Raw genomic sequence first — 15,083 nt, 5'->3', positions numbered from 1 at the left:
AATTCCTCGGAATAAGATTCCGGCACATCTTAGAAAGATTATTCCTTATTGCTTCTTTCGTGTACTTTTTATCACTTCCTGATTAATATGTTTCACTTTATCAAGATCCATTTTTTCTACCTTCCGGTCATAAGTAACTAAGCCATTAATCTCATGTTCCACATCCGTAGTCTGTGTATAAATAGCTGTACTCAATCCGAAATACTTAATCATCTGCTCCAATTCAGTAGCCATCAGCACATAAGTATCTGTTAGTTGATCTTTATTTAGCATCATTTCATAAGCATCATTGCGTACAGGCCACATGTGTCCACGTACAAATAAACCTTTTCCTCCGAATTCTCCAAGGGAAGCACCCCTCTTATCATTTGGCCGAGGCATTGCTTGAGGTTCTATCTTACCATAATGATGCATATCTACAAAATCACCATTACCGGGATCTCCATATGCCTTACGATATCCAGGAGCATAGTTGTATCCAGACATTCCATTTACCAGACGGCTGGAATCATATTTCTTCACCCAGTCAGTAATGTCAGTTGCTTCAAAAGCTCCCCAGTTCTCATTAAATGGAACCCACATTACGATAGACGGTGAACTAACATGCTGGTCAATCATCACCTTCAATTCATCACGAAACTGTTTGCGAACAGCTACAGAATCTGCATCATCAGGCTCCCAAAGGTTAGGCATATCTTGCCAAACCATCAAACCAAGTCGATCACAATGATAATACCAGCGTTGAGGTTCAACCTTAATATGTTTACGAATCACATTAAATCCTGCGCGTTTAGCCAACTCGATATCATAAAGCAAAGCCTGTTCTGTAGGAGCTGTAAATGCACCGTCAGGCCAATAACCTTGATCCAAAAGACCGATGTGGAAAACAAATTCTCCATTCAACAAAGGACGAAGCACACCATCTACCTTACCCATAGTAACCGAGCGCATGCCAAAATAAGAAGATATTTCATCTATTATCTTCCCTTTCCGGTCTTTCAACTGCAATTTCAATTCGTACAGAAAAGGATCATCGGGACTCCACAAACGAGGATTCTGAATAGGCAGATAAAAACTGGTATTAGAACTTCCATTTGATTTTGCTACTTCCGAAGTACCGTTACTGGCAATTGCGGTCACAGTCAATCCCGGATTATCACTATAGGCTACTACTTCCAAACGATTATTCTTCACATCAGGAACAAGCTTGATTTGAGAAATATATTGTTTCTCTACCGGTTCAAGCCAAACCGTCTGCCAAATACCGGAAGTATAAACATAATCACCACGAGGTCCATTCTTTCCCGAAGCAGCCCGACCATCATTCGGGTCGTAAGCACCTACTACGAGAATATTTTCGCCCGATTTCAAGTAATCAGTGATATCAAAACTAAAAGCATCATAACCTCCCGTATGAGTTCCAACTTTCTTGCCATTTACAAACACTGACGAGATACGGTCCACCGCACCAAAATTCAATAGCACATTCTTGCCTTTCCATTCTTTCGGAACAACAAAACTACGTCTATACCACAAGCAAGTATCCCCTTTACGAGCTATACCGGATAGTTCTGCTTCAGGAGGAAACGGTACACGTATTTTTTCTGTGTTAGCAGGAAAGACAGGAGGGATAGTAGCAGTAACGGGATCAGATATTTTTTTACCACCCATATAGTCCCACATTCCATTCAAATTCAACCACTTGTAACGCACCATCTGTGGACGAGGATATTCCGGGAAAGGAACTTCAGCAGCTAATGCTTCCGCTGTCCAAGGTGTAGGCAATGTAAACTTTTCCAAGTTTTGTGCCTTTACATTGAAAACGCCTCCAGATAAAAGCAAGAGGCAAAAGATAAAACAAGTAATGACATTTTGTCTCATAATATATAGTTTTATAATGTATTTGATGAATACGTTGATAACAAGATCATTCTCCAAAGAACGTCATGACATTTTCGTTAATCAGGTCCCAAAGATAATATTTTGTAAGTAATATATCACTTTTATCAAAAGATATATTTAGATGACAGATGAAGACAAATATTCACTTTATGGATAAAAAAGCATATATTCTTAGATTTTACGGCAATTATTATACGTAAAATGTATAATAACTATGCCTACATATCTTTTTTTGCTCTATCTTTGTAACTCGAAACAAAGAAAGTTCAAAAAAGTATATAGATATGCTTACTATTAAACAAATTACAGAAAACACAGAGGCGGTACTCCGCGGACTGGAAAAAAAGCATTTCAAGAATGCTAAAGAAACGATCGATCAGGTTATCGCTTTCAATGACAAGAGACGTAACTCACAAAACCAATTAGATAAGAATCTGGCAGAGGTTAATTCCCTTTCACGTACTATCGGACAACTAATGAAAGAAGGTAAGAAAGAAGAAGCCGAAACAGCCCGCGCCCGTGTTGCCGAATTGAAAGATATCAATAAAGAATTGGATGCTACAATGACAGAAGCTGCCACTGATATGCAGAACTTACTTTATACTATTCCTAACATACCTTATGATAGTGTACCTGAAGGTGTAGGTGCCGAAGATAACGTTGTGGAGAAAATGGGTGGAATGGAAACTGAACTTCCTAAAGACGCACTTCCTCATTGGGAATTAGCAAAAAAATATGATTTGATTGATTTTGATTTGGGTGTTAAAATCACTGGTGCCGGTTTTCCTGTATATAAAGGTAAAGGTGCCCAACTTCAACGTGCACTCATTAATTTCTTTTTGGACGAAGCCCGTAAATCAGGATATACTGAAATTATGCCACCGACTGTGGTTAATGCAGCTTCCGGTTATGGTACAGGGCAGCTTCCTGACAAAGAAGGACAAATGTATCATTGCGAAGTAGATGATTTATATCTGATTCCTACAGCAGAAGTTCCTGTTACCAACATTTACCGTGATGTAATTTTGGAAGAGAAACAATTGCCAATCATGAACTGTGCTTATACTCAATGTTTCCGCCGCGAAGCCGGCTCTTATGGCAAAGATGTACGTGGGTTGAATCGTTTGCATGAATTCTCTAAAGTGGAATTGGTACGTATCGACAAACCGGAACACTCTAAACAATCTCATCAGGAAATGTTGAATCATGTAGAAGGTTTATTGCAGAAGCTAGAACTCCCCTATCGCATTCTCCGTCTTTGTGGTGGTGACATGAGCTTTACAGCTGCTCTCTGTTTTGACTTCGAAGTATATTCTGAAGCACAAAAACGTTGGCTGGAAGTTAGTTCTGTTTCCAACTTCGATACATATCAGGCTAATCGTCTGAAATGTCGTTACCGTAGTGCAGAAAAGAAAACTGAACTTTGCCATACATTGAACGGATCAGCACTAGCATTACCCCGCATCGTTGCTGCCTTACTAGAAAATAATCAGACTCCGGAAGGCATCAAGATTCCGAAAGCATTGGTTCCATACTGCGGTTTCGATATTATCGATTAATTCGAAATCATCCATAAAAAAGCTATCCTAGAAGTTATTAAAGCTTTCCTCCATAGGAATAAGCGATTATACTGCTTCTTGGCTAGCTTTTACCCTTTATAAGTTTTTTTCTTCTTGTTACAACCAAAGCACATCCTAACTAAAACCATCTCTTTCAGCATTGCCAGACAGGACAAATGGATGAATACATCGAAATAGAGGAAACTTTCAGCGAAGAAGTACTGAAAGATATAGCTGACTGGATACTAAAAACAGTGCATAAATAAAAAGACACTTGCAGTTTTAGTAACCAAGCTATTCGTTTTTCACAAATAAGCCTTATCTTTGCAAAATCTTAGCAAAAAGAAAGAAATTACGTAATAAAGATAATATAATGAACAAAATTATTAGCAAAGAACGTTTTTCAGAAAAAGTGTTTAAACTTGTAATTGAAGCTCCTTTAATTGCCAAATCCCGTAAGGCCGGACACTTCGTGATCGTGCGTGTGGGTGAAAAAGGAGAGCGTATGCCTTTAACTATTGCCGGTTCTGATATAAAAAAGGGTACTATCACTTTGGTAGTACAGGAAGTCGGCCTCTCCTCTACCCGTCTTTGTGAATTAAACGAAGGTGATTATATAACAGATGTAGTAGGTCCGCTAGGACAAGCTACCCACATTAAAAACTTCGGAACTGTAGTTTGTGCCGGTGGTGGTGTAGGCGTTGCTCCTATGCTTCCTATCGTACAAGCCTTGAAAGCTGCCGGAAATAGGGTAATTACTGTATTGGCAGGTCGCAATAAAGACCTCATTATCTTGGAAAAAGAAATGCGCGAAAGTTCTGACGAAGTAATTATCATGACTGATGACGGCTCTTACGGTCGTAAAGGTCTGGTTACAGAAGGCGTGGAAGAAGTAATCAAACGCGAAAAAGTAGATAAATGCTTCGCTATCGGCCCTGCCATCATGATGAAATTCGTTTGTTTGCTTACTAAGAAATATGAAATTCCAACTGAAGTATCATTGAATACAATCATGGTAGACGGTACAGGTATGTGTGGTGCTTGCCGTATCACTGTTGGAGGAAAAACTAAGTTTGTTTGTGTAGATGGTCCTGAGTTTGACGGTCACCAAGTAGACTTTGATGAAATGCTGAAACGTATGGGTGCATTCAAAAACATTGAACGTGAAGAAATGCACAAGCTGGAACCCGAATGCGAAGCCACCAAAGAAATAGACGAAAAAAGCCGTAATGCTGCATGGAGACAGGAATTGCGTAAATCAATGAAAGCGAAAGAACGCACTGCTATTCCTCGTGTTGAAATGAATGAGCTTGATCCCGAATATCGTTCACATAGTCGTAAAGAAGAGGTGAATCAAGGATTAACAGCTGAGCAAGCTGTCACTGAAGCTAAGCGTTGCCTTGACTGTGCCAATCCGGGATGTATGGAAGGCTGCCCGGTAGGTATCGACATTCCACGTTTTATCAAAAACATCGAGCGTGGTGAATTCCTTGAAGCAGCAAAGACATTGAAAGAAACAAGTGCACTTCCGGCTGTTTGTGGTCGTGTTTGTCCACAGGAAAAACAATGTGAATCTAAATGTATTCATTTGAAAATGAACGAAAAGCCTGTAGCAGTCGGTTACCTGGAACGCTTCGCTGCTGATTATGAACGTGAAAGCGGACAAATCTCCGTTCCCGTCATTGCAGACAAGAATGGTATCAAAATAGCTGTGATAGGTTCTGGACCTGCCGGACTGTCATTTGCAGGAGATATGGCTAAATACGGTTATGATGTAACCGTATTCGAAGCACTGCATGAAATCGGGGGTGTATTGAAATATGGTATTCCAGAATTCCGCTTACCTAATAAGATCGTTGATGTTGAAATTGAGAATCTCTCTAAGATGGGAGTCAAATTTATCAAAGACTGTATTGTAGGAAAGACAATCAGTGTAGAAGAGTTGCAAGAAGAAGGATTCAAAGGAATATTTGTAGCTTCCGGTGCCGGGTTACCTAACTTTATGAATATACCGGGAGAAAATTCCATTAATATCATGTCTTCCAACGAATACCTGACTCGCGTTAATCTGATGGATGCAGCCAGTGAAGATTCCGATACTCCGGTAGCTTTTGGTAAGAATGTAGCAGTTATTGGCGGCGGAAATACAGCAATGGATTCCGTACGTACCGCCAAGCGCCTGGGTGCTGAACGTGCCATGATCATCTATCGTCGTTCGGAAGAAGAAATGCCGGCACGTATTGAAGAAGTAAAACATGCCAAAGAAGAAGGAATTGAATTCCTTACTTTACATAATCCGATCGAATATATTCCGGATGAGCAAGGTCGGGTAAAACGAGTTGTTCTTCAAAAGATGGAGTTAGGAGAACCGGATGCTTCGGGACGCCGTAGTCCTGTAGCTATTCCGGGAGCAACAGAAACAATTGATATTGATCTAGCTATTGTTAGTGTCGGTGTATCTCCAAACCCAATTGTTCCAAGTTCTATCAAAGGACTGGAAGTAGGCCGTAAAGGTACTATTACTGTCAATGATAACATGGAATCATCCATTCCGATGATTTTTGCAGGTGGTGACATCGTACGTGGCGGTGCAACAGTAATCCTAGCAATGGGTGATGGCCGTAAAGCTGCTGCTGCTATGAATGAGCAATTACAAAAATAAAAGCTAGGCTTTATCAAAATTGATAATCGCTATATTAATGATAAAGTGATATGCTAACCAGTATTTAAATATAGCCTATCCAATATATACTCATAAAAAATCCTTGACTGCTTATGCAATCAAGGATTTTCTTTTTTATATAAAAGAATTGTTTTCTCTTACTTCACTACCTTGTTCGTTGCCGGATCTGGGAAAATCACAGTCGGTTTAAACGACTTCGCTTCCTCAAAATCCATCAGTGCATATGACATAATGATCACAATATCATCTGGTTGCACTTTACGGGCAGCAGCACCGTTCAGACAAATCTTACCGGAACCGCGTTCACCTTTGATAATATAGGTTTCAAAGCGTTCGCCGTTATTGTTATCAGCAATATACACCTTTTCTCCCGGAATCATGTTCGCTGCATCCAATAGGTCTTCATCAATCGTGATACTACCCATATAGTTCAGATTGGCCTCTGTGACACGTGCGCAATGAATTTTCGACTTCAACACTTCAATCATCATAAGGTTTCGTCTTTTAAATTAGAGTTGGTTATATTTAATATTATCAATCAGACGAACTTCACCACAGAATACTGTAATACAGCCAACTGCATATGAAGTATCCTCCCAATTGCTTATCTTCTGCAAAGTGTTTCCATCTACAATCTCGAAATACTCCAAACGTAAACCCGGAGCATCCTCTATCGCATCTTCCACCATTTTTTGCGTCTCACTTACTGTATGAGAGACTGCAAAGGTACGACTTTTAAAGATTGTCTGAGAAATTTTTAAGGCATTTTCACGTTCTTCAGCAGACAAACGTTTATTCCGGCTACTTAAAGCCAGTCCATCTTCTTCACGGACAATCGGACAGCCTACAATTTCCAATTTATATTTCATCTGACGAACCATCTCACGAATAATCGCCAACTGCTGAAAATCTTTCTCACCGAAATATGCACGATCCGGTATTACCGTATCAAACAACTTGCTGACAATCTGGCAAACGCCATTAAAATGTCCCGGACGGAAAGCTCCCTCCATTACCGTATCCAGCGGAGCATAGCTAAACCGACGAGTATCCGGTTGCGGATACATTTCTTCTACAGACGGAGCAAAAACAAATGCCGCTCCGCAATCATCCAACAAGCGACAATCAGCATCCAACGTACGTGGATATTTTGCTAAATCATTTTTATCATTAAACTGAGTGGGATTTACAAAAACACTCACTACTGTTACATCATTCTCATTTGCACTACGCTTTACCAGCGACGCGTGTCCTGCGTGTAAAGCACCCATTGTGGGCACCAGTCCTACCTTCTTACCCTGGGCTTTCAGAGCTGTCAATTCAGTCTGTAAGTCCTTGATAGTGTGTATTACTTTCATTTTCTTTAATTGGTTTATGTTTTAGTCTTTTGCAAAAACTCTGCAAAATAAACTAATATTTGCCACATAAAGAAAGAATATGCTATTTAAAGTTCCTTTTTTTTGCTATCTTTGCAGAATATTATAGTGAACTATTGTTATTATGACAAAGGCGAATAAAGTTTTATTTATTACACAAGAGATTACACCTTACATTTCAGCATCCGAAATGGCCAATATAGGTAGGAACCTGCCACAGGCAATCCAGGAAAAAGGCCGTGAAATCAGAACCTTTATGCCCAAATGGGGAAATATCAATGAACGCAGAAACCAACTGCATGAAGTGATTAGACTCTCGGGGATGAATCTGATTATTGATGATACTGACCATCCACTTATCATAAAAGTTGCTTCTATCCAATCTGCTCGTATGCAGGTGTATTTCATCGATAATGATGACTATTTCCAGAATCGTCTGCAAACAGCGGATGAAAATGGCGTAGAATATGATGATAACGACAGTCGTGCTATTTTCTATGCACGCGGGGTATTGGAAACAGTGAAGAAACTTCGTTGGTGTCCGGACGTTATTCATTGTCACGGTTGGATGACAGCATTAGCACCTCTTTATATAAAGAGAGCATATAAAGATGAACCTTCCTTCCGCGATGCAAAAATAGTATTCTCCGTATACGAAGATGATTTCAAAAATACATTTAGTGAGGACTTTGCTAACAAACTAATGTTGAAAGGTATCACTAAAAAAGATTTGGCTTCTTTGAAAGAACCAATAGACTATGCTACCCTTTGCAAACTAGCAGTCGATTATTCTGACGGAGTAATCCAGAACAGCGAAAAAGTAGATCAATCCATTATCGAATATGCCCGTCAATCAGGCAAATTGGTACTTGATTACCAGAATCCGGATAACTATGCAGATGCTTGTAACGAATTCTATGATCGGGTATGGGAAGCTACAGCAAACCAAATAGAAGAATAAAAAAATCAAGAAACGACGATCATGAAAGCAAAATATGCCTTGATAACCTTATTAGCAATCACATTTTGGGGATGTGATGATAGTACTGCCGGCCTGGGATTAGGAATGTTCCCGGGAAGCGATCAAAATATTGGCGGAAGATTAACAACATTTAATGTAATAACAAACTCCGTTCCCACCGGACAGATCTACGCAAAAACCAATATTGGTTATGTAGGTAAATTTACTGATGATTATTTTGGGGCTTATCAGGCAGGTTTTCTAGCGTCCATAAACTGTCCAGAAAAATTAACTTTTCCGGGAGTCTATAAAAATAATGCTTTAAATGATAAAGGTGAACCATATAATTATATGGTAATAGAACCGAGCGACGATATCCAATTAATTTACGACAATGATAAAAACGAGCCAATCGGGGAACCCATTGGTAACATCCATACTGTTGAACTTTATTTATGGTATAACAGCTATTTCGGAGATTCATTGACGGCTTGCCGTTTAAGTGTTTATGAATTAAACAAAAAATTGAAACTCAAAGACAAGCCTTATTATACTGATATTGATCCGAATAATTACTATGATAAAACAGATCTATTAGGAAGCAAGACCTATTCAGCTGTTGATTTGTCTGTAAAGGATTCTATTCGTAACCTAGATAGTTATACACCCTACGTATACCTCAATTTCGACAAAGACATTTCCTATAAAGTCGGTGGAGAAATATTAAGAGCTTCAAGACAAGCTGATAAAGCAGGGGCAATTTTTGATTACGATAAATTCAGCGATGTTTTCAAAGGGCTCTATGTAAAAAGTGACTATGGAGACGGAACAATACTTTATGTATTCCAAGTTGAAATGAATGTAGTTTACAAATGCTATGCAGTAGACCAAACAACCGGTATAAAGCTTAAAAAGTCGGGTAGTACAGCAGACTCTACCTATTATTATAAACGCAGTTTTATATCTACTCGTGAAGTAATCCAAGCAAATCAATTAAGCAATGATCCAGTAAAGATGCAAGAATTAATTGATCAGGATAATAATACCTATATTAAATCTCCGGCTGGTATCTTTACTCAAGCTACACTTCCTATTAATGAGATTAATGAGAAACTGCAATTAGATACTTTAAATGCTGTAAAACTAACATTCTCTAATTATAATCAATCCAGTGAGAATAAATTCGGAATGACTTATCCATCTACTGTAATGCTGATACGTAAGAAATTTAAAGACTCATTCTTCGAAAAAAATCAGCTTACTGATAATATCTCATCTTACTTAACCACCCATTCCAGTACAAGCAATCAATATGTCTTTAGTAATATTACTAATTTAGTAAATGATTGTCTGGACGATGGAGAGAGAGAAGAAGCGGAAAAGAAATTTAAGAATCATGAAACAATAACACTCAGTTTCACTAATTCTAAAGGTGAAACTGAAACCGTAACCGTTGATAACATAACCGACTGGGAGAAATATAGCGACTGGAATAAGGTGTTACTCATTCCTGTTCTTATTACTTATGATGATGCTACCTCACAAAATAGACAAATTATCAGTGTACAGCATGACTTAAAGCCCAGTTATGTACGTCTGAAAGGTGGTAGCAAAGGTAATAATGATCCAAACTATAGATTAAAGCTTGAAGTCGTTTCCACTAACTTTGGAAACTAATATATAAAAGAAAAACTATCATTTCCCTATAAAGAACAGCTCAAAATCCAAAAGCGAGCTATTCTTTATAGGGATTTTTTATTGACTAATCCTGCAATTAGGCAATTGATATATTAAAAGCGAAGAAGAACCAATTATAACCTTGACTCATCTATATAATTATTTGACTTACCTATATAATAAAAAGGTCGCCTCCTTTTCTATGCAGAGGCAACCTTTCTCTAAATTCTATTATTATTTATTCTTCTTTTTTCGCAGTTTTCTTTGGACGCGTAATAGCCTTCTTAACCGACTTCTTTGTTGCCGGCTCCTTTTTCGCAGCAACCTTTTTAGGAGCTTTTACAGCTTCTTTCTCTGCTTTATTATGCCATTTAGCAACTTCTTTTTGCAAATCAGCAATTTCTTCTCCCTGATTCTTAATAGTAGTCAGCAGAGAATTAAGCTCTTCATTATCCACATCAATAGGATACAATGAATCTACTCGCTTAATAAAGTCACCCAAGATATTCATATAGTTAGTAAAAGCATCATAAGGAGAATCATAAATCCCCCGATTCAACCAGATACCCGTATTTTTAGTCGTCATAAAACGGAAATTATTGCTGGCTTGCAAATAATCCCAGTCCTGTTTGATACGACGGTCGTCACAAAGATGAACACGTTCTGCCACACTATACAACTTATTGAAAGCCTCACGTTGCAAAATATTACCCAGCCAACTGCTAGTATCTCTTTCTTCATCCACCCATGACATTGGATAAGGAACATCCAATTGTGAAACAGACTTTAATTTCGTAACAATCTCAGTCGGAGTAGAGAAGGTAATGCCTTTAGCTTTTGCACATTCCGGCAAAGCCTTCAGGAATTCAAGAATATTAGAAGACAAAGGCTGAGCCATGCCTAATGCAGCCAATTCCATAAAGATATTAATCACTTGTTCTTCTTGCGGTAATGCATCAATCCAACTAATATATTTATCAGCAAACAATGGATATTCCGCCCATTCCGAGTTAGAGAAACGCAAACTAATATCATCAGATAATTTGAAATCCCTCAATAACAATTTTAAGCTGGGAGCCTGATTACAATGATATACATAGTGAGGACTCTTCCATCCCAAAACAGGTTTAGCACCTTCTGTCAGCATTCCTTTAAAGCCCATGGAAGCTACCATACCACCAATCTCATCCGAGTAAATCAAACTAGAGTTACGAAATACTTTCGGTTCTTTGCCGAACATTTGTTTCATCTTATCACGCTGGCGAAGTACCTCTTCGCGGAAGCAATCTTCATTAGCCAATGATGACAAACCATGCGAGTAAGGTTCGCAGAGGAATTCACAACAGCCTGTATCATTCAATTGATGAAGCAAGTCGATCACAGCCGGAGCATGGATTTCAAGCTGTTCCAAAGCGACTCCAGAAATGGACAATGCGACTTTAAAAGCACCTTCCGATTTCTTTGCCATCTCAATCAACGTATTGAGCGCAGGTATGTATGAACGTTCGGCAACTTCATTCATGCCAGTTTCATTCGCATAGTCATCATAATAATAATGATCAGTACCAATATCGAAGAAACGATAACGTTTCAAATGTATGATCTGATGTATTTCGAAATAAAGACAGATAGTTCTCATAGTCTATAATCTTTTATTGTTTACCATAATTTTTTATAACCTCGTCATAGATACCACGTACCTTGTATCCGACATTCTCCCATTTAATCTCGTCCACTTCACGCTTACCCTCTTCTTTCAGGTAATTGTACATTGCCGGATAAGTACAAATAGAGTAAATGGCATCTGCCATCGCATGAATATCCCAATAATCCGTTTTAATACAGTTTTCCAGAATCTCAGCACACCCGGATTGTTTGGAAATAATAGTAGGTACACTACACTGCATAGCTTCCAGCGGAGAAATACCAAACGGTTCGGAAACAGAAGGCATAATATATACGTCACTGGCTTTCAGCACTTCATATACCTGATTTCCTTTCATGAATCCGGGGAAATGGAAACGGTCGGCAATACCACGTTCAGCAACCAGACGAATCATCTGATCCATCATATCACCGCTACCGGCCATTACAAAACGGACGTTACGTGTACGGTGTAATACCATAGCAGCAGCTTCGACAAAATATTCCGGTCCTTTCTGCATCGTGATACGGCCCAAGAAAGTCACCACTTTTTCATTCGGTTTCTTTAACGGAACAATATCCTGAATCTCCTGCGATAGCGGAGAAACAGCATTGTGTACAGTAGACACCTTCCTAGGATCTTGAAAATACTTATGAATCACCGTTTGACGGGTTAGTTCACTCACACACATAATGTGGTCGGCATGATCCATTCCATTCTTCTCAATGGCGTACACTGTCGGATTTACATTGCCACGACTACGGTCAAAATCGGTTGCATGCACATGAATCACTAAAGGCTTACCGGACACTTGTTTGGCATGAATACCTGCCGGATAAGTCAGCCAGTCATGGGAATGAATAATGTCAAACTCTTGTTGACGGGCTACTACACCTGCCACAATAGAATAATTATTAATCTCCTCATGCAGATTGTCAGGATAGCGTCCTGAGAACTCGATACAACCCAAGTCATTGGTATGAAGATAGTTGAAGTCAGCATAAATATGATCACGCAAATCATAATATAATTGCGGATCCATATAACCACCCACACGGCTTTTCACATAATCCCAATCGACATTTCTCCAGACTACAGGCGTACTGTTCATACCGATAATTCTCAAAAAACTCTGGTCCTCGTCTCCCCATGGCTTGGGAATGCAGAAAGTGATTTCCAGATCACTCTGCTGAGACATCCCTTTCGTCAGACCATAACTGGCAGTTCCTAAACCTCCTAAGATATGCGGGGGGAACTCCCATCCAAACATTAAAACTTTCATCTTCGTTCCTCCTCCTTTTAATAATACTTAGATAACAGCTTTAGAATACGCAGCACTTCGGCAACATTCATAGCGAACGAAACAGCTCCACGACCTTTGAAAGGTGGGTTACCATCAAACAATTCGGGTAACGAACTAATACAATGAATGGTTAGTTCATCTTCCAGTCCGATGAGCTGACGCTCTACGAACGATAAACCACTCATCTTGTAAATACGAAGATAGGCTTCCATATAGAATCCCATCAACCACGGCCAAGCTGTACCCTGATGGTAAGCATAATCACGCTGTATCTGAGGACCAACATAATTCGGGCTATATCCCCCACTCTTCGGACTCAATGTACGAAGCCCTTTCGGAGTCAGTAACTCTTTAGTTACAATATCAAGCACTTGTTTCTTTTGTGCTCTATCCAGAGGAGAATAATCAAATGCGACGGCAAAGATCATATTGGGACGTACGCTCCAATCCATCATATTTCCGTCTACATAATCAAGTAAGTAACCGTATTCGTTACGGAATACTTCTATAAATGATTGAGCTGTTATTTCTGCTTGTGCATCGAGCGAATCAGCCAGATGAACATCGCCTCCTTCGCGAACCAGATCGGCAATGAAGCGCAGCGCATTATACCACAAAGCATTAAACTCAACAATATATCCTGTACGGGGAATTACCGGGCGACCGTTTACTGTAGAGTTCATCCACGTAATCGCCTTATCCGTGCCGTTAGCAAAAAGCAAGCCATTCTCATGTAAGAAAAGATTCTCATGTTTCCGCTGACGGATAAATTCCATGATATCAACCAACAATTCGCCATATTTCCGGCGGCATTGTTCGCGGGAAGTTTCCTTAGCGTATTGTTGTAAAGCCCAAACTGCCCACAATAATACATCCGGATGATCTATTTCGTAAATCTTATATCCTACCGGTTCATCATTGATAAAGTTACGAATCGCCTTTTCAGCAGTTTTCATCACATCTTCAAATTGATCAACCTCGTCGATAGCAAGTGTCAGTCCCGGCAGAGAAATAAACATATCGCGGGCACGACACTTAAACCAAGGGTAACCGGCAAGAATATAATGTTCATCTCCTTGTTGATTGTGGAATTGGTGAGCCGAATTCTTCAAGCAATGATAGAAACTATCACGCGGAGTACGGTCGGCAACTTCCGCATCAAATGTTTGTTTCAACTTACGGGGAGTGATCTCTGACGTTCCGGCAGAAAAGACAATGCTTTCACCTTTCTTGATATCGACTTCGAAATATCCGGGCACGTAGAGATCTTCATTAAAGTCGTATCCACGCTCCTGCTCTTTAGGGTATTCGATTCCTCGATACCAGTCAGGCTGAAAAACAAATTCACATTTCTTATTCAACTGCATAAACAGTTCCGGATAACCGGGATACATACAAGTCTTGATACCATTCTCCACAATCTGATAATCGCGATTCGCCTGCGAATTCTCATGCGTATATTCACGCACACTGCGGAAAGCCAGAAAAGGTCTGAAACGCAAGGTAGTAGCCGAATGCGCATCAAGCAATGTATAACGAATCAGAATTCTATTCTCATGGTGTACAAAGATTTTTTCTTTTCGTAGAACCACACCTCCAACACGGTAAGTTGTCGCCGGGATATGTTCACAATCAAACTCACGAATATACTTATGTCCATTCGGACTAAAGTGGTTTCCTTGATATTTATGTAAACCCAAGTTAAACTCCGCACCGTGTTGAATTACCGTTTCATCAAGAGAAGATAGCAGCACATGATTTTCATCGTCGAGGTTTGGCACAGGAATTACCAATAGCCCGTGATATTTGCGTGTGTTACAATCAACAATCGTTGTACAATGATAAGCTCCTGCTTTGTTCGTCCGGAGAATTTCCCGTTGCAGGGATTCTTCCAGATTCGTCATGAGGGTCTTGTCAAAACGTAAATAACTCATAGTTGTGCATTATTTAAAGGTTAATTATTTGGTCTATAGTTAT

The 15,083-nt window shown here is 39.5% G+C and carries 10 protein-coding genes; 4 read left to right on the top strand and 6 right to left on the bottom strand.

Features of this window, described 5'->3' with window-relative positions; all coding sequences use genetic code 11:
- Window positions 1–45: 45 nt before the first annotated feature.
- Window positions 46–1,881: a glycoside hydrolase family 2 protein gene (locus tag EJF25_RS05915; protein WP_125040465.1), complete on the bottom strand. Its 1,836-nt coding sequence runs from the start codon at window positions 1,879–1,881 to the stop codon at window positions 46–48.
- A gap of 305 nt (window positions 1,882–2,186) precedes the next feature.
- Between EJF25_RS05915 and serS the strand changes: the two genes are divergently transcribed.
- Both serS and EJF25_RS05900 read left to right on the top strand, forming a co-directional pair.
- On the top strand, window positions 2,187–3,461 hold the full coding sequence (gene serS, locus EJF25_RS05910; RefSeq protein ID WP_125040464.1) for a serine--tRNA ligase: 1,275 nt from the start codon (window positions 2,187–2,189) through the stop codon (window positions 3,459–3,461).
- Window positions 3,462–3,834: 373 nt separating this feature from the next.
- On the top strand, window positions 3,835–6,123 hold the full coding sequence (locus EJF25_RS05900; RefSeq protein ID WP_125040463.1) for a bifunctional dihydroorotate dehydrogenase B NAD binding subunit/NADPH-dependent glutamate synthase: 2,289 nt from the start codon (window positions 3,835–3,837) through the stop codon (window positions 6,121–6,123).
- 158 nt (window positions 6,124–6,281) lie between these two features.
- Here EJF25_RS05900 and panD read toward each other — a convergent pair whose 3' ends face one another.
- Entirely contained in the window at window positions 6,282–6,635 is a 354-nt protein-coding gene (gene panD / locus EJF25_RS05895) for an aspartate 1-decarboxylase (RefSeq protein ID WP_025074321.1), read from the bottom strand.
- A gap of 18 nt (window positions 6,636–6,653) precedes the next feature.
- Window positions 6,654–7,502, bottom strand: a complete 849-nt coding sequence (gene panC / locus EJF25_RS05890) for a pantoate--beta-alanine ligase (RefSeq protein ID WP_125040462.1) — start codon at window positions 7,500–7,502, stop codon at window positions 6,654–6,656.
- Window positions 7,503–7,644: 142 nt separating this feature from the next.
- Here panC and EJF25_RS05885 point away from each other — a divergent pair, with 142 nt between their 5' ends.
- Complete coding sequence (locus tag EJF25_RS05885; RefSeq protein ID WP_125040461.1) at window positions 7,645–8,481, top strand: glycogen/starch synthase; 837 nt, start codon at window positions 7,645–7,647, stop codon at window positions 8,479–8,481.
- A gap of 21 nt (window positions 8,482–8,502) precedes the next feature.
- A complete protein-coding gene (bamH, locus tag EJF25_RS05880; RefSeq protein WP_125040460.1) occupies window positions 8,503–10,158 on the top strand; it encodes a BamH family beta-barrel-assembly machinery protein in 1,656 nt (551 codons plus the stop codon).
- 238 nt (window positions 10,159–10,396) lie between these two features.
- Here the strand turns inward: bamH and EJF25_RS05875 are convergent, their stop codons facing one another.
- From EJF25_RS05875 to EJF25_RS05865, 3 genes are read right to left on the bottom strand one after another with little or no spacing between them, the layout of a single operon-like run.
- Window positions 10,397–11,797 carry a glycoside hydrolase family 57 protein gene (locus EJF25_RS05875; protein WP_125040459.1) on the bottom strand — a complete coding sequence of 467 codons (1,401 nt, stop codon included), beginning with the start codon at window positions 11,795–11,797 and terminating at the stop codon, window positions 10,397–10,399.
- Window positions 11,798–11,810: 13 nt separating this feature from the next.
- A complete protein-coding gene (locus tag EJF25_RS05870) occupies window positions 11,811–13,085 on the bottom strand; it encodes a glycosyltransferase family 4 protein (protein WP_125040458.1) in 1,275 nt (424 codons plus the stop codon).
- A gap of 17 nt (window positions 13,086–13,102) precedes the next feature.
- The gene (locus tag EJF25_RS05865; protein WP_125040457.1) at window positions 13,103–15,040 is read right to left on the bottom strand and encodes a glycogen debranching enzyme N-terminal domain-containing protein; all 1,938 of its coding nucleotides are present in this window, start codon (window positions 15,038–15,040) and stop codon (window positions 13,103–13,105) included.
- Between the last annotated feature and the right edge of the window lie 43 nt (window positions 15,041–15,083).

The sequence above is a fragment of the Bacteroides faecalis genome, from assembly GCF_003865075.1.
Taxonomy (GTDB): domain Bacteria; phylum Bacteroidota; class Bacteroidia; order Bacteroidales; family Bacteroidaceae; genus Bacteroides; species Bacteroides faecalis.
This window is presented reverse-complemented; position numbering and strand designations above follow the sequence as displayed.